11 protein-coding genes and 1 pseudogene are annotated in these 16232 nt (G+C 59.5%); 9 read left to right on the top strand and 3 right to left on the bottom strand.

Annotated features, from left to right (window positions below; all coding sequences use genetic code 11):
* Positions 1 to 48 precede the first annotated feature (48 nt).
* Both AB4N42_RS06445 and bfr read left to right on the top strand, forming a co-directional pair.
* Complete coding sequence (locus AB4N42_RS06445) at positions 49 to 1497, top strand: catalase (protein WP_030140490.1); 1449 nt, start codon at positions 49 to 51, stop codon at positions 1495 to 1497.
* A gap of 158 nt (positions 1498 to 1655) precedes the next feature.
* On the top strand, positions 1656 to 2120 hold the full coding sequence (gene bfr / locus AB4N42_RS06450) for a bacterioferritin (protein ID WP_003186005.1): 465 nt from the start codon (positions 1656 to 1658) through the stop codon (positions 2118 to 2120).
* A 96-nt stretch (positions 2121 to 2216) separates the two neighbouring features.
* Here the strand turns inward: bfr and uvrA are convergent.
* Positions 2217 to 5052: pseudogene (uvrA, locus tag AB4N42_RS06455) on the bottom strand (excinuclease ABC subunit UvrA).
* A gap of 168 nt (positions 5053 to 5220) precedes the next feature.
* Here uvrA and AB4N42_RS06460 point away from each other — a divergent pair.
* Together AB4N42_RS06460 and AB4N42_RS06465 are read left to right on the top strand one after the other, a co-directional pair.
* Positions 5221 to 6618, top strand: a complete 1398-nt coding sequence (locus AB4N42_RS06460; protein ID WP_460115979.1) for an MFS transporter — start codon at positions 5221 to 5223, stop codon at positions 6616 to 6618.
* A gap of 9 nt (positions 6619 to 6627) precedes the next feature.
* Complete coding sequence (locus tag AB4N42_RS06465; protein WP_024778338.1) at positions 6628 to 7143, top strand: single-stranded DNA-binding protein; 516 nt, start codon at positions 6628 to 6630, stop codon at positions 7141 to 7143.
* 119 nt (positions 7144 to 7262) lie between these two features.
* Here AB4N42_RS06465 and AB4N42_RS06470 read toward each other — a convergent pair whose 3' ends face one another.
* Entirely contained in the window at positions 7263 to 8330 is a 1068-nt protein-coding gene (locus AB4N42_RS06470; RefSeq protein WP_460115980.1) for a LacI family DNA-binding transcriptional regulator, read from the bottom strand.
* A gap of 211 nt (positions 8331 to 8541) precedes the next feature.
* On the opposite strand from AB4N42_RS06470, the gene AB4N42_RS06475 reads away from it, so the two are divergent.
* The gene (locus AB4N42_RS06475; RefSeq protein WP_030140486.1) at positions 8542 to 9858 is read left to right on the top strand and encodes an MFS transporter; all 1317 of its coding nucleotides are present in this window, start codon (positions 8542 to 8544) and stop codon (positions 9856 to 9858) included.
* Positions 9855 to 12242 carry a glycoside hydrolase family 31 protein gene (locus tag AB4N42_RS06480; RefSeq protein WP_460115981.1) on the top strand — a complete coding sequence of 796 codons (2388 nt, stop codon included), beginning with the start codon at positions 9855 to 9857 and terminating at the stop codon, positions 12240 to 12242. The genes AB4N42_RS06475 and AB4N42_RS06480 overlap by 4 nt, the downstream gene beginning before the upstream one ends.
* Positions 12243 to 12319: 77 nt before the next feature.
* On the opposite strand, the gene AB4N42_RS06485 is transcribed toward AB4N42_RS06480, so the two are convergent.
* The gene (locus AB4N42_RS06485) at positions 12320 to 12886 is read right to left on the bottom strand and encodes a cysteine hydrolase family protein (protein WP_460115982.1); all 567 of its coding nucleotides are present in this window, start codon (positions 12884 to 12886) and stop codon (positions 12320 to 12322) included.
* 96 nt (positions 12887 to 12982) lie between these two features.
* Between AB4N42_RS06485 and AB4N42_RS06490 the strand changes: the two genes are divergently transcribed.
* From AB4N42_RS06490 to AB4N42_RS06500, 3 genes are all read left to right on the top strand, one after another.
* A complete protein-coding gene (locus tag AB4N42_RS06490) occupies positions 12983 to 13978 on the top strand; it encodes a GlxA family transcriptional regulator (protein WP_460115983.1) in 996 nt (331 codons plus the stop codon).
* A 321-nt stretch (positions 13979 to 14299) separates the two neighbouring features.
* Positions 14300 to 15409: a DUF3182 family protein gene (locus AB4N42_RS06495; protein WP_431147349.1), complete on the top strand. Its 1110-nt coding sequence runs from the start codon at positions 14300 to 14302 to the stop codon at positions 15407 to 15409.
* The gene (locus AB4N42_RS06500) at positions 15399 to 16157 is read left to right on the top strand and encodes an alpha/beta hydrolase family protein (RefSeq protein WP_030140481.1); all 759 of its coding nucleotides are present in this window, start codon (positions 15399 to 15401) and stop codon (positions 16155 to 16157) included. The genes AB4N42_RS06495 and AB4N42_RS06500 overlap by 11 nt, the downstream gene beginning before the upstream one ends.
* Positions 16158 to 16232 lie beyond the last annotated feature (75 nt).

Below are 16232 nucleotides of genomic sequence, written 5' to 3' on the forward strand. Positions count from 1 at the left end.
CCAGCCGATTAGCCGGCAGTCCGAAGACCGACCTAGGAAGAATTGAGCATGAGCCAGATAAAAACGCTTACGACCGCCAGCGGCGCTCCTGTCGCCGATAACCAGAACTCTCGCTCCGCCGGCCCACGTGGCCCGCTGCTGCTCGATGATTTCCACCTGATCGAGAAGCTTGCTCATTTCAACCGCGAAAACATTCCCGAACGCCGCGTGCACGCGAAAGGGTCAGGTGCATACGGCACCTTCACCGTAACCCGTGATATCACCCAATACACCAGCGCGAAGCTGTTCGATTCGGTGGGCAAGCAGACGCCAACTTTCCTTCGCTTCTCCACCGTTGGCGGTGAGCGCGGCTCCGCTGACACCGAGCGCGATCCACGCGGTTTCGCCTTGAAGTTCTACACAGAAGAAGGCAACTGGGACATCGTTGGCAACAACACGCCTGTATTCTTCATCCGCGATCCGCTGAAATTTCCGGACTTCATCCACACGCAAAAACGCTTGCCGCAAAGCAATCTCAAAAGCGCGCAGATGATGTGGGATTTTTGGTCGCACTCTCCAGAGGCGCTGCACCAGATCACCATCCTGTTCTCTGACCGCGGCATTCCTGACGGCTACCGTCACATGCACGGCTTCGGCAGTCATACCTATAGCCTGATCAATGCCCAAGGTGAGCGTCACTGGGTGAAATGGCACTACAAGACCAAGCAGGGGATCAAGAACCTGGCACCGGCCGAGGCCGCTCGCCTGGCGGGTACCGACCCGGATTATGCCCAGCGCGACTTGTTCAACGCGATCGAGCGCGGTGATTTCCCGAAATGGAGCGTTTGCATCCAGATCATGACCGAGGCTCAGGCTGCGGGTCATTACGAGAACCCGTTCGATGTGACCAAGACCTGGTCACAGAAGGAATTCCCGCTGATCGAAGTCGGTGAGCTCGAACTCAATCGCAATCCGCTGAACTACTTTGCCGAGGTCGAGCAAGCGGCATTCGGGCCGAGCAACATGGTGCCGGGTGTGGGTCTTTCGCCTGATCGCATGCTGCAGGGCCGCGTATTTGCCTACGCCGATGCACACCGCTACCGCGTGGGTACCAATCACCAGCAATTGCCGGTGAATGCGCCGCGCAGCCCGGTCAATACCTACCAGCGTGACGGCGCGATGGCGTTCGGCAGCAATGGTGGCGCGGCTCCCAACTACGAGCCTAACAGCTATGTCGAAGCGCCGAAGCAGGCACCGCATTATGCGGAGCCGGCATTGGCCCTCAGCGGTGCGGCGGATCGTTATGATCACCGCGAAGACACTGACTACTACAGCCACGCTGGCGCGCTGTTCCGCTTGATGAGCGACGAGCAGAAAGCGCTGCTGATCAGCAACGTTGCTGGCGCGATGGGTGGCGTTTCGGCGGATGTGGTTGATCGCCAACTGCAGCATTTCTTCAAGGCAGACGCTGCTTACGGAGAAGGTATCGCAAAGGCGCTGGGCGTACAGCTTAACTAAGTCTAAACGAGAAGCAGAACCGCCCTCATTAGGGCGGTTTTTGCGTTATTTAACCTGCTTTTCTTGGATTTTCTTCACTTTTGTTGCGCTAGACGAGTGACCTTGCAGTCTGCTTGGTTCAAACTAGAGCCTTTCAAAGCTTGTGGAGATGTAGGGCGATGCAAGGTCACCCAGACGTAATCGATTACCTCAACACGTTGCTGACCGGCGAGCTGGCAGCCCGTGATCAATATTTCATCCATTCGCGGATGTACGAGGATTGGGGTTTTACCGAGCTCTACGAACGTATCAACCATGAGATGGAAGAAGAGGCACAGCACGCTGATGCGTTGATGCGCCGGATCCTTATGCTCGAAGGCACGCCGCGGATGCGCCCGGACGACCTGGACGTCGGGACCACCGTGCCCGACATGCTCGCCGCCGACCTTCGCCTGGAATACAAGGTTCGCGCCGCGCTGTGCAAAGGCATTGAGTTATGCGAGCAGCACAACGACTACGTGACCCGCGAGATCCTGCGTATCCAGCTCAACGATACCGAAGAAGATCATACCTACTGGCTGGAGAAGCAGTTGGGCCTGATCAAGCTGATCGGATTGGAAAACTACCTGCAGTCGCAGTTCTGATGTGGTCATTGTAGAAGCAAGCTCGCTCCTACAGGAAACGAACAAAAAGCCCCTGCCATCGATGAGATGACAGGGGCTTTTTTGTGCCAGGGAGAATCAGTCCCGATCACGCTCCAGCAGTGGCTTGAGGTAATACCCGGTGTGGGACTGCTTCATCTCCGCCACCTGCTCCGGCGTCCCTACGGCAATGATCTGGCCGCCCTTGGAACCGCCTTCCGGGCCCAGGTCCACCAGCCAGTCAGCGGTCTTGATCACGTCCAGGTTGTGTTCAATGACCACCACGGTGTTGCCGTGATCGCGAAGACGATGCAGTACATCGAGCAACTGCTGGATATCGGCGAAGTGCAAACCGGTGGTCGGCTCATCGAGGATATACAGCGTCTTGCCGGTATCGCGCTTGGACAGCTCGCGCGACAGCTTGACCCGCTGCGCCTCGCCGCCGGACAAGGTCGTTGCCGACTGCCCGAGCTTGATGTACGACAGCCCTACATCCATCAACGTCTGGAGTTTGCGCGCCAAAGCCGGTACCGCGTCGAAGAACACCCGGGCCTCTTCTATGGTCATCTCCAGGGTCTCGTGGATGTTCTTGCCCTTGTACTTGATCTCCAGGGTCTCGCGGTTGTAACGCTTGCTCTTGCACACATCGCATGGCACGTAGATGTCAGGCAGGAAGTGCATTTCCACCTTGATCAGGCCATCGCCCTGGCAGGCCTCGCAGCGCCCACCCTTGACGTTGAACGAGAAACGCCCCGGGCCGTAACCCCGTGAGCGGGACTCCGGTACGCCGGCGAACAGTTCGCGGATCGGGGTGAACAGCCCGGTGTAGGTCGCCGGGTTGGAGCGCGGCGTACGACCGATCGGGCTTTGGTCGATGTCGACGACCTTGTCCAGGTGCTCCAGGCCCTTGATGCTGTCGTGAGCGGCGGCTTCCAGGGTCGTGGCGCCGTTCAGGGCGGTGGCACTGAGCGGGAACAGCGTGTTGTTGATCAGCGTCGACTTGCCGGAACCTGACACGCCGGTGACACACGTGAGCAGGCCAATCGGGATCTCCAGGTCGACGTTGCGCAGGTTGTTGCCGCGGGCACCCTTGAGGGTCAGCGACAGTTTCTTGTTGCGTGGCGTGCGCTTGGCCGGAACCTTGATCTTCACCCGGCCCGACAGGTATTTGCCGGTCAGCGAGTCGGGGTGCGCCATGACTTCGGCGGCAGTGCCTTGGGCGACAATGTGCCCACCGTGGACGCCCGCGCCCGGGCCGATGTCCACCACGTAGTCCGCCAGGCGAATCGCGTCTTCGTCATGCTCTACGACGATGACCGTGTTGCCGATATCCCGCAGGTGCTTCAGGGTTCCGAGCAGGCGGTCGTTATCCCGCTGGTGGAGGCCAATGGACGGTTCGTCGAGGATGTACATGACACCCACCAGGCCGGCGCCGATCTGGCTGGCAAGGCGGATACGCTGGGCTTCGCCGCCGGACAAGGTGTCTGCGCTGCGATCGAGGGTCAGGTAATCCAGCCCGACATTCACCAGGAATTGCAGGCGCTCGCGGATTTCCTTGAGGATCTTGTCGGCGATTTCGCCACGACGACCGGTGAGTTTCAAGCCGCCGAAATAATCGGTGGCATCGCCAATCGGCAGGTTGGTCACCGCTCGGCAGCGTCTTCTCGCCGACCCACACATGTCGCGCTTCTCGACGCAAGCGGGTGCCGCGGCAATCGGGGCAGGGCTGGGTGCTGAGGAACTTGGCCAGTTCTTCGCGCACGCTGGCCGATTCGGTTTCGCGATAGCGCCGCTCCAGGTTCGGCACGATGCCTTCGAACGGATGCGAGCGCTTGACGATATCGCCACGGTCGTTCAGGTATTTGAAGTCGACATTCTGCGAGCCGCTGCCGTGCAGGATGAATTTCTGCTGGTCGGCGGGCAGCTCGCTGAACGGCTTGTCCAGGCTGAACTTGTAGTGGGCTGCCAGCGACCCAAGCATCTGGAAGTAGTAGACGTTGCGCCTGTCCCAGCCACGAATCGCGCCTTCGGCCAGGGTCAGTTCGCCATTGACCAGGCGCTTGGTGTCGAAGAACTGCTTGACCCCCAGGCCGTCGCAGGTCGGGCAGGCGCCAGCCGGGTTGTTGAAGGAGAACAGCTTGGGCTCCAGTTCGCTGATCGCATGGCCGCAGATCGGGCAGGCGAAGCGCGCGGAAAAGATCATCTCCTCGCCAGGCTCGTCGTCCATCGGCGCCACCAGGGCGATGCCGTCGGCCAGCTTCAACGCGGTCTCGAAGGACTCGGCCAGGCGTTGCTGGAGATCGGCGCGGACCTTGAAGCGGTCCACCACCACATCGATGGAATGCTTCTTCTGTTTATCCAGCTTCGGCAGCTCGTCGAGCTCGCACAATTTGCCGTTGACCCGCGCACGAACGAACCCCTGGGCGCGCAGCTCTTCGAAGACCATCAGGTGCTCGCCCTTGCGCTCGCGGATGACCGGCGCCAGGAGCATCAGCTTGCTGCCTTCGGGCTGGGCCAGCACGAGGTCGACCATCTGGCTGACGGTCTGGGCTTCCAGTGGAATGTCATGATCGGGGCAGCGGGGAACACCGACGCGCGCATAGAGCAGGCGAAGGTAGTCGTAGATCTCGGTGATCGTGCCGACTGTCGACCGTGGGTTGTGGGAGGTCGACTTCTGTTCAATGGAGATCGCCGGCGACAGGCCTTCGATGGTGTCGACGTCGGGTTTTTCCATCATCGACAGGAACTGCCGGGCGTAGGCCGACAGCGATTCGACATAGCGTCGCTGGCCTTCGGCGTACAAGGTGTCGAAAGCCAGCGATGATTTGCCGGATCCGGACAGGCCGGTGATGACGATCAGCTTGTCCCGTGGCAGGGTCAGGTCGATGTTCTTCAGGTTGTGGGTACGGGCCCCACGAATCAGGATCTTGTCCAAAGTGGCCTCGCTCGGCGGGCATCGAAAACGTAGGAGTATACGGGTAAATACTGGATGGATACACACTATCAAGCGTCATACATGAAGACTGCGCGGCAAACGGTCGCCATATACCCCCTCAATCGATGGGACTGGTAGAATCCCCGCCGGTTCACACGAGGTTTTTCCATGCACGATCCCCACAGCGAACGCATGAGTAGCGGCGAGACCCGCGCGGCAAGCGGTCTGGCCCTGGTGTTCGCCTTTCGCATGCTGGGCATGTTCATGGTGTTGCCGGTACTGGCGACCTATGGCATGGACCTGGCGGGCGCGACCCCGGCCCTCATTGGGCTGGCGATCGGCGCCTACGGCCTGACCCAGGCGATTTTCCAGATCCCTTTCGGGATCATTTCCGACCGTATCGGTCGACGTCCCGTCATTTACCTGGGGCTTATCGTGTTCGCCCTCGGCAGCGTGTTGGCGGCGAACGCGGACTCGATCTGGGGCGTGATCGCCGGACGGATCCTGCAAGGCGCGGGTGCTATTTCCGCCGCTGTCATGGCATTGCTGTCAGACCTGACCCGCGAACAGCATCGGACAAAAGCCATGGCGATGATCGGCATGACGATTGGTCTGTCGTTCGCCGTCGCCATGGTCGTAGGACCGTTGTTGACGCGAGCCTTTGGCTTGTCGGGTCTGTTCCTGGCCACTGGCGCGATGGCGTTGGTGGGTATCCTCATCGTAGCGGTCATCGTGCCGCGTTCCACCGGGCCGTTGCAGCATCGCGAATCCGGAGTCGCCCGCCAGGCGCTGGTGCCGACACTCAAGCATCCCGACCTGCTGCGCCTGGACCTGGGCATCTTCGTACTCCACGCCATGCTGATGTCCAGCTTCGTGGCCCTGCCGCTGGCGCTGGTGGAAAAGGCCGGCCTGCCCAAGGAGCAGCACTGGTGGGTCTACCTGACGGCATTGCTGATTTCGTTTTTCGCCATGATCCCGTTCATCATCTATGGCGAGAAGCGACGCAAAATGAAACGAGTTTTACTCGGCGCCGTCGTGACGCTCATGCTCACTGAGCTATTCTTCTGGCAGTTCGGCGACAGCCTGCGGGCCTTGGTGATCGGCACGGTAGTGTTCTTCACTGCGTTCAACCTGCTCGAGGCGTCACTGCCGTCGTTGATCAGCAAGGTTTCTCCGGCGGGCGGCAAGGGCACGGCGATGGGGGTTTATTCCACCAGCCAGTTCCTGGGTTCGGCACTGGGCGGCATCCTCGGCGGCTGGTTGTTCCAGCATGGCGGTTTGTCGGTTGTGTTCCTGGGATGTGCCGCGCTGGCTGCACTTTGGTTGGCCTTTGCTGTTACCATGCGCGAACCTCCGTATGTGACGAGCCTGCGCTTGCCGTTGTCGCCCGAAGCCATCCGCGAAGCAGGCCTGGCCGAGCGCCTCAGGGCCGTCGTGGGAGTAACCGATGCAGTGGTGGTCGCCGACGAGGCGGCCGTGTATATCAAACTGGACACCGAATTATTGGATCGTGCGACGCTCGAGCGCCTGGTGAACAACCCGGCCCCGGCAGCGTGCGAAGCCTAGGAGAACGTTATGGCCCGTGGGGTTAACAAAGTCATATTGGTCGGTACTTGCGGCCAGGATCCAGAAGTTCGCTACCTGCCTAACGGCAACGCCGTGACCAACCTGAGCCTGGCGACCAGCGAACAATGGACCGACAAGCAAACCGGCCAGAAGGTCGAGAAGACCGAGTGGCACCGCGTGTCGATGTTCGGCAAAGTGGCTGAGATTGCCGGCGAATACCTGCGCAAGGGTTCACAGGTCTACATCGAAGGCAAGCTGCAGACCCGCGAGTGGGAAAAGGACGGTATCAAGCGCTACACCACCGAAATCGTGGTCGACATGCAAGGCACCATGCAATTGCTCGGTGGCCGTCCGCAAGGCGACCAGCAGCAGGGCGGCAACAACTACCAGCAGTCGGCTCCGCGCCAGCAAGCGCCTCGCCCGCAGTCGGCGCCACAGCCACAACGCGAGCGCCCGGCCCCACAACAGGCCGCGCCGCAACCGGCTCCGGATTTCGACAGCTTTGACGACGATATTCCGTTCTAGGACTCAGTGGTATCAGTCGATGAGGCTCCTCGCTCACTGACACTTCAAGTTCGATAAAAAAACCTCTTCGCTGCAAAGCCAGGAGGGTTTTTTTCGCTCTGTGCAAAACCGCGAATCGATCAGTCATAAATAATCTTCTGATAGACCGGCGTCTGCTTGGCGCTGTGCTTGATGCGTCGCACTGAGCTGCCGGTGATGAGTTGGCCACCGAGAAGAAGATTGCCACAAGGCGATCGCGGTTCGAACAGCTGCTGCCTCAAGACCCTGATCGCTTCTGCGCCCAATTCATCGCGGGGCACGTGAAGGGTGGTGAGCGGTATGTCGTTGATGTCGGCCAGGTTGAACCCGTCCATGCTCATCACTGAAACATTCTGGGGAACCCTCAAGCCAGCATTCTGCAGCGCTTTAACGGCCCCGGCCGCCATGAAATCACCCCCGGCCAGAATGGCAGTCGGTCGGTCGTCAGGTGCGCAGTTTTCCAAGAAGGTCGCTATCCGCGCCTCAGATTCAGCACTGCCGAAACCCTCGGCAACCATCAGGTGTTTTGCTTCGACAAATTCGAGATTTTGCTCCTTCCATGCATCACGAATTCCACGTATTCGCAGATCCATCGTGTACCGCCTGAGGCACTGGAGCGTCAGGACATTTCGGTGCCCCATTTGAAACAGATAATTGATCGAATAGTGGCCGATTAGAAAGTGGTCGGGCGATATCGAGGGCAGGCGCATGCTGCGATCGATGCAGTTGATCAGCACCGTCGGCTTGCTGAGGTCGGCCGCCAGTTGGTGTATGTGCGGATCATCGATACCAATCAGGATCGCCGCACCGGTGTCCTTCTGGTTCATCTTTTCCAGAAACAACAAGGCGTCGCTGTCGACCTCTTCAAGCTCGCAGTAGCGGACGCGAACGTCATGTTGCGCGACCGCCTGCGTGATGCCCTGGATGACTTTGTAATAGAAGATATCAGCGCGTACGTTGAAGGCCCGCGAGGGCGCGAAAATGGTCAGCCCGTTGAGCAGGAAGCGACCATTGGCGAGGTCTTCCAGCACGCCCTGCTGACGAGCCGCCGCCAATACTTTTTCTCTCGTGGCCGGACGGGTATTCGATTTGCCAGCAAGCACTCGCGACACCGTCGCGATGGACAGGCCCGTCTGTGCCGCGATTTCAGCAATGCGTAATTTCCCCATCGCGGCTTATCCATTGAGACAATTTATGTAAAGGCTTTCATAGCAGAAAAGGGCCACCAATCCTAGCGTCCTTGGGTTTCTGCCGAGCTGCGCTGGAGAGGAATGTAAATCCATACATGCTTGCTTCTGTACGAGCCATGAGCAGTGCCATAGCGTTCAAGCCTCAAATAAAAACAACACGCCGGAAAATCCGGCGACAGGCGAAGAATTGATGACTATCGATATCGAACGCAATGCTCGACTTTCGGCCAAGCTAAAATTCATCCCGCATTTGCGTTGGTGGATGCTGTCCCTGTTTTTGCTCGGCGTCACCGTCAACTATATAACCCGCAATTCCCTGGGCATCCTGGCGCCGGAACTAAAGACCACGTTCAGCATGTCGACTGAACAGTACTCGTGGGTGGTCGCCTCGTTTCAACTGGCCTATACCGTTTTCCAGCCCATCTGCGGCTGGCTGATCGATGCGATCGGGCTCAAGCTCGGCTTCGTGATATGCGCCGTCGTATGGTCGGTGATGTGCCTGCTTCATGCCGGGGCTGCGAGTTGGGTACATCTGGCGATCCTGCGTTTTTTCATGGGCGCTTCGGAGGCCGCGGCCACACCGGCCAATGCCAAGGCGATAGGGGACTGGTTTCCGAAAAAGGAACGACCTGTCGCAGCAGGCTGGGCGGGGGTTGGCTTTTCCCTGGGGGCGATGCTCGCGCCCCCCATCATCTACCTGGCCCATGTATCCCTGGGCTGGCAGGGCGCATTTCTGATTTCCGGGGGGATCGGCCTGATTTGGGCCGCCGTCTGGGCGTGGCTCTACCACGCCCCTGATATCCACCCGCGCTTATCGCCCGATGAGTTGCAGCATATCCAACAAGATGGCGAAAAAATTGGCCAGCAAATGCCATTTTTCAAGGCGTTGAAGAAGATCGGCCGGGACAAGCGATTCTACGGTATCGCGCTTCCTGCCTTCATGGCAGAGCCGGCATGGGCCGTCATGAGTTTCTGGGTGCCGCTGTATCTGGCCAACGAAAGAGGAATGGACCTCAAGCAAATCGTACTGTTTGCCTGGGTTCCGTTTCTGGCGGCGGATCTGGGCAGTATCGCCAGCGGTTATCTGTCACGCGCTTACCATCGTTTTTTCAAATGCACCCGGGTGAACTCGATCGTCGCCAGTTCAATCACCGGCGCGTTCCTGATGTTTTCGCTCGCCGTGATGACCCAGGTGAAAGACCCCTATGTTGCGATAGCGCTTATTTCGCTTGGCGGTTTTGGCCACCAGATTATTTCCTGCATGTTGAGCGCACTGGTCGTCGAAACGTTTGATCGGGATGAGCTGGCAACGGTGAACGGAATGCGAGGTTCATGCGCCTGGATTGCCAGCTTTCTTTTCTCGCTGATCATCGGTGTCAGCGTGGACAAGATAGGGTTCAACCCATTGTTCATTGCGATGGGGCTCTTTGATTTTATAGGTGCGTTTTTCATGATTTTGTTTATCGCGGACAGAACGTCCAAATCAAAAGCGGTGCGTGCACAATGAAGTCACTTAAAGTCTGGACGCTACAGGCCCAGGAAAAAGGCTACGTCGAGCTCCTGGTCGAGGGCCGGCATCTCTTCAGAATCCATATCCTCGAAGACGGTTTGGCGCGTGTCCTGCTCATGCGGGCTGGCACGTTGGCACTGGATCGGACCTGGAGCATCGCGCCCCGGGAGGACGTTGCCTGGGAGGGCCGGGCCCGCGAGTCGTTGGCGGATTTCTCTTTGCCCACGTACCGGGTCGAAGAAGGTCAGGATCGGTTGGTACTCACGACCAAAAAACTACGCATCACGGTGCATCAACCGCTGTGGCTACAGTGGGAATACCATGATGGCCAGGACTGGAGGCCGTTGGTCTCGGATCGGCCCACCGGTGCTTATTTGCTTGATGCTCATGGTGAAGGCCTGGAGCATTACCAGCTTCGCGCGCCGGAACATCGCTATTACGGGCTCGGCGAAAAAACCGGCGATTTGAATCGCGCCGACAAACGTTTTGAAATGCGTAACCTGGATGCAATGGGTTATGACGCTGCGAGCACCGACCCGCTGTACAAGCATATTCCCTTTGTCATCACGCACCAGGAGCACGCCAGCTTCGGGATGTTTTATGACAACCTGAACACCAGCCTGTTTGATCTGGGGAACGAGCTGGATAACTATCACCGACCCTATCGTCGGTACAAGGCGGATGCCGGTGACCTCGACTACTGGGTACTTGCAGGCCCCCGCGTACTGGATGTGACGAAGGCTTTCGTTCGCCTGACCGGACGCACCTTGTTCCTGCCTAAATGGAGCCTGGGCTACAGCGGCTCAACCATGCGTTATACCGATGCCGATAATGCCCAGGAACAGTTGCTGGAGTTTCTTGATCTGTGCCGTCAGCACGATATTCCCTGTGACTCTTTTCAGCTGTCATCCGGGTACACCTCCATTGGCGAAAAACGCTATGTGTTCAACTGGAACCGTGAAAAGGTCCCGGACCCCAAGGCGCTTGCCCAGGCCTACCGTGATGCCGGCGTCAGGCTGATCGCCAACATAAAGCCATGCCTGCTGCAGGACCACCCGCGCTACGCCGAGGTCGCCCACCAAAAGATGTTCATCGGTGACTCTGAACACGACATGCCAGAGCGGTCGGTCTTCTGGGACGACGACGGCTCTCATCTGGACTTCACCAACCCGGACGCTGTCGGTTGGTGGCAGTCAAATGTCACATCACAGCTGCTGGAACTGGGCATTGAATGCACGTGGAACGATAACAATGAATTCGAAGTGTGGGACGGTGAGGCGCGCTGTCATGGCTTCGGGCGCGAGATAGCGATCAAACATATCCGGCCCGTCATGGCATTGCTGATGATGAGAGCGTCTTTAGAGGCACAACAGCAGTTTTCACCATCAGAACGGCCCTACCTTATTTCACGTTCAGGGTGTGCCGGCATGCAGCGCTATGTCCAGACCTGGAGCGGTGACAACCGGACCCACTGGAAAACACTTCGCTACAACACTCGCATGGGCCTGGGCATGAGCCTGTCGGGGTTGTACAACGTGGGCCACGATGTAGGTGGGTTCTCCGGCAACAAGCCGGATCCCGAGCTGTTTGTCCGTTGGGTCCAGAACGGTGTGATGCATCCACGCTTCACCATTCACTCCTGGAACGACGATGGCACGGTCAATGAGCCATGGATGCATCCTTCGGTCACCGATGCGGTCCGCGACGCGATCAGGCTCAGATACCGGTTGATGCCTTATTTCTACACCTTGCTGTGGCAAGCCAGTCACGAAGACGAGCCCATTCTGCGACCAACGTTTCTCGACCACGAGCATGACCCTCAAACGTTCAAGGAAAACGACGAGTTCCTTCTTGGCCGGGACGTCCTCGTCGCCAGCGTCGTAGAGCAAGGCGCACGCGAGCGCGAGGTATGGCTACCCCTGAATACGACAGGCTGGTGCGACTGGCACACCGGTGACTGGTACGAAGGCGGCCAATACGTTTCCCTGGATGCGCCGTTGGAACGTTTGCCCTTGTTGGTACGAGGGGGCGCTGCTATACCGACCGGTGAATGCCACAAGCTTAACGATCCCGCCCTTGATCGGCGTCGCGAGCTGGTGATTTTTCCCGCACCTTCAGGCACCTCCAGCGGCGTGTTATTTGAAGATGACGGCATCAGTCATGAGTGGAAAGATGGAGGCTGCCTGGTGATCCGATGGACCGTTGAATATGGTCCGGACTTCATTGATTTGACGATCGCTAAAACAGGGGATTTTCGTCCGGCGTGGGAACAGCTTGGGGTGGCCTTGAAGGTTGCGGATGGGAGAGCCTTGAGAGTCAATGGCCATGGTGGCTGCACGTTGACGCTGGTCGACATTCCGGAGCATAGGCCACTTCATTGATGCCCTGGTAAGTCTTGCCCTCCCGATCTGGGAGGGCAAGTAGCCCACGCACGCCTAGTCATTTTGCTCGCTGTTTATCACTGCGCCTGCGCCTGGCTGTCGCTCAGGAACTGCTCGGTACTCACCACATTCGCATAGGCAAACCCCAGCGCCGACATGAACGCGGCATGGACTTGTGCGGCCGGGACGACCACGCCGTTGAATTCAAGATCGCGAGTCGCGCACGCGTCGTGAATCACCGTGACGCCGTAGCCCAGGTCTGCTGCCGCCCGCACGATGCCATCGATACACATATGGCTCATGCTACCGACCACCACCACCTGCTCAACGCCTTGCTGATCGAGGATCGCCTGCAGTTCGGTCTCGCGAAACGAATTGACGAAATGCTTGAGCACCACCGGCTCATCGGCACGGTTGCGTACCTTGGAATGCAATTGCGCGCCTTCGGAGCCTGGCGTGAAAAAGGGCGCTTCGTCGGAAGTGAATTCGTGGCGAACGTGCACCACCGGGTTTGCAGCCTGACGAAACGCTTCGATCATTTTGCCGGCATTGTCGGCTGCAGCCTCGACGCCGACCAATGGCCATTTTCCCTGGGGGAAGTAGTCGTTCTGGATATCGACTACGATGAGCGCTTGCTTGGACATGGGGACTTCCTCGGTTGATTGCGGTGAAGCCAGTATTGGCCAAGCCCGGCGATGGGAGGATTGGCCGTAACGACAATAGGCGAGGGAAAACTGACAATGGCGCAGGAAAGGGCATTCGCTGAACTTGGCGTGCTGATGTATCCCGGTGCGCAATTGGCGGCGGTGCACGGCCTGACCGATCTGTTCACGGTCGCGGCCAGGATCGCGACCGAGCAGGCCAGTGCGCAGTTGCCGAGGCTGCGAGTGAGTCATTGGCGCACGGAGAACGGTGAGGTGCCGCTGCGGGTGTTCGACAGCGAGGACGGAGCGCCGAGCAGGCTTATTGCCTTGCTGATCCCGCCCTCCATTGCCGGCTTCAATGAAAAGCTTGCCACGCCGGTCCTGATGGATTGGCTTCGGGCTCAGCATGCCGACGGCACCGTATTGGGCGGGGTTTGCGTGGGTTCGATCCTTCTGGCCGAAAGCGGCCTGCTCGACGGTCGCAGCGCCACCACCCACTGGACGTCGGCGAAGTCTTTCGCGGCGCGTTATCCGAAGATCAAGCTCAACGCCGACAAACCCATCGTCGATGACGGTGACCTGATCACCACGGCGGGGCTGATGGCCTGGTCGGAGCTCGGGCTGCGGCTGGTGGACCGTCTGCTCGAACCCAGCATCGCCACGCGCACGGCGAAATTCCTGGTGGTCGAGCACAGCGACAGCGCGAGTCAGTGCGGCAGCAATTTCGCGCCGATCCTGGGACACGGTGACGGCGCGATCCTCAAGGTGCAGCACTGGCTGCAGCGCAGCGGCGCGGTGGATGTCTCCCTCGGCGCAATGGCGGAGCAGGCCGGCCTGGAAGAACGCACCTTCCTGCGCCGGTTCCGTGCCGCCACCGGACTCAAGCCCACCGAATACTGCCAGCACCTGCGAGTCGGCAAGGCCCGGGAAATGCTGGAGTTCACCAACGGCACCATCGATCACATTGCCTGGACCGTGGGCTATCAGGACCCCGGTGCCTTTCGCTCGACCTTCAAGAAAATCACCGGGCTGGCGCCGAGTGATTACCGGGCGAGGTTTGGGGTAAGTCCGCCGAGCGCTTCCAAAGGCTGAAACCGACCCGTGGCGAGGGAGCTTGCTCCCGCTGGGTGCGCAGCGCCCCACAGAGAACTTACACCGCGGTGTGTCATTTTAATCGTTAGGGGCTGCTGCGCAGCCCAGCGGGATCAAGCTCCCTCGCCACAGAGAATCCGCAGTGGCGTCGTGCAATTTGCCGGATCCCCACTTCTCGTCGTGCAGAATGAAACAGGCCCCGTGCCACATCATCCGCCATCACCCCCCGGTTCCTCGACCGTTCGTCCTCCGCCGTGCCGTTGGCCTGATCTCTGCAATCCTTATGGCTACGGCTATTGAGCGCAGTTGAAAGGACAACGCATGACGTCGATCCATCGTGACAAATTAGTAGTAGCTCACTCGGTCAATCCCCAGGCGCCGCTGCATGAAGTCGAAACCAATCGGGCGCTGGCGCGCTGGTTGGCGAATATCCTTGGCCTGGAATACGGTGGCAGCTACGACAACCAGCAACACGCCGGACGGGATCTGTACCTGTTGCCCACGCAAACCCTGATCGGCGCGGAGGCTGCATTGCGCCTGGGCGTCAAGGGGCCGGATGATCTCTGGGGCGGTTACGTCGATTACGATTTCATCTGCACCAAGGCGATCGCCCATGGTCTGTTGAATAAGGACGCGGTTGCGCCGAAAGGTTGGTCGCCGCTGTTCGCCAAGCTGACCCGGGGCGTTGTACTCGACGGCGTCAGCGTGTTCTCCCTCAAGGATGCGCGCCAGGCCGCCGAGCATTTGCTTTACGCCGGACCGATTCGCTTCAAGCCAATCCATGCTTGCGCCGGACGTGGCCAGCGGGTCATCCGGAGCATCGGGCAATTCGACGAAATCGTCGCGGCGCCGGACGCCCAGGCGGTGTTCAGCGAGGGCATCGTGCTGGAGCAGAACCTCAGTGAGGTCAAGACCCAGAGCGTCGGCCAAAGCTTCATCAACGGCAAGGTCTTGAGCTACTGCGGCGTGCAACACCTGACCCATGACAACGAAGGGCAGGAGGTCTATGGCGGTTCCGACCTGCTGGTGGCCCAAGGTGGCTACATCGAGTTGCTCGGTCTGGAACTGCAAGACGATGTGCGCGAGGCGGTGCGTCTGGCCCAGGTGTTCGATGACGCCGCCAACCAGGCATTTCCGACGTTCTTTGCATCGCGGCGCAATTACGACATCGCCCAAGGGACGGATACTGGTGGCCAGCCTCGCGGCGGCGTGCTGGAGCAATCCTGGCGAATGGGCGGTGCCAGCAGCGCGGAGCTCGCGGCACTGCAGGTGTTTGTCGAGGATCCTTCGGTCCGCGCGGTCCGGGTGTCCTCGGTCGAAACCTACACCGATCAGCCGCTGCCCCCCGGCGCGACGGAGGTTTATCGGGGCGCGGCGGAAAACGGTGATTTCCTACTCAAATACGTAACGGTTCAATCCTATGACGGCTAGAAGTGAAACCATCCAGATTGCCATCGATGATGAGCATATGAACGGGACCTTCCTGAGCCCCAAATCAAAGGTCCCCGGTGTGTTGTTCGTACACGGTTGGGGCGGCAGCCAGGAACGTGATCTTGAACGGGCGAAGGGCATCGCCGGCCTGGGCTGCGTGTGCCTGACCTTCGACTTGCGCGGGCACACGGGGGGCGCGGGAATTCCGTTGTCACGGGTTACGCGGGAGGACAACCTGCGGGACTTGCTGGCGGCCTATGACCGATTGCTGGCCCACCCCGGCCTGGACACATCGGCGATCGCGGTGGTCGGCACCAGCTACGGCGGTTACCTGGCCTCGATCCTGACGTCGTTGCGTCCGGTGCGCTGGCTGGCCTTGCGGGTGCCGGCGCTCTACCGGGACGAGCAGTGGCACACGCCCAAGCGTGACCTGGACAAGACCGACCTGCTCGATTATCGCAGCACCTTGGTCCACGCCGACACCAACCGGGCCTTGCAGGCCTGCTCGCAATTCACGGGCGATGTGCTGCTGGTGGAGTCCGAGACCGATGACCATGTGCCCCACGCCACGATCATGAGTTATCGAGCGGCGTGCCAGCAGACCCACTCGTTGACCCATCGGATCATCGACGGCGCCGACCATTCCCTGAGCGACCCCGTGTCACAACAGGCCTACACCTCGATCCTGGTGAGCTGGATCACGGAGATGGTGGTGGGCGAGCGGTTGAGCATTATTCAGGAGCGGTAGACATGTGGCGTTCAGGCGGGCCTCATCGCGAGCAAGCCCGCTCCCACAAGAGACCTGTGTGAACCCGGGCTCAGA

The organism is Pseudomonas sp. H2_D02 (assembly GCF_054677635.1).

Bases quoted from the DNA above. Each gene is read 5' to 3' on its own strand.
- AB4N42_RS06445 (WP_030140490.1), top strand. From the start codon at position 49: ATGAGCCAGATAAAAACGCTTACGACCGCCAGCGGCGCTCCTGTCGCC.
- bfr (WP_003186005.1), top strand. From the start codon at position 1,656: ATGCAAGGTCACCCAGACGTAATCGATTACCTCAACACGTTGCTGACC.
- AB4N42_RS06460 (WP_460115979.1), top strand. From the start codon at position 5,221: ATGCACGATCCCCACAGCGAACGCATGAGTAGCGGCGAGACCCGCGCG.
- AB4N42_RS06465 (WP_024778338.1), top strand. From the start codon at position 6,628: ATGGCCCGTGGGGTTAACAAAGTCATATTGGTCGGTACTTGCGGCCAG.
- AB4N42_RS06470 (WP_460115980.1), bottom strand. From the start codon at position 8,330: ATGGGGAAATTACGCATTGCTGAAATCGCGGCACAGACGGGCCTGTCC.
- AB4N42_RS06475 (WP_030140486.1), top strand. From the start codon at position 8,542: ATGACTATCGATATCGAACGCAATGCTCGACTTTCGGCCAAGCTAAAA.
- AB4N42_RS06480 (WP_460115981.1), top strand. From the start codon at position 9,855: ATGAAGTCACTTAAAGTCTGGACGCTACAGGCCCAGGAAAAAGGCTAC.
- AB4N42_RS06485 (WP_460115982.1), bottom strand. From the start codon at position 12,886: ATGTCCAAGCAAGCGCTCATCGTAGTCGATATCCAGAACGACTACTTC.
- AB4N42_RS06490 (WP_460115983.1), top strand. From the start codon at position 12,983: ATGGCGCAGGAAAGGGCATTCGCTGAACTTGGCGTGCTGATGTATCCC.
- AB4N42_RS06495 (WP_431147349.1), top strand. From the start codon at position 14,300: ATGACGTCGATCCATCGTGACAAATTAGTAGTAGCTCACTCGGTCAAT.
- AB4N42_RS06500 (WP_030140481.1), top strand. From the start codon at position 15,399: ATGACGGCTAGAAGTGAAACCATCCAGATTGCCATCGATGATGAGCAT.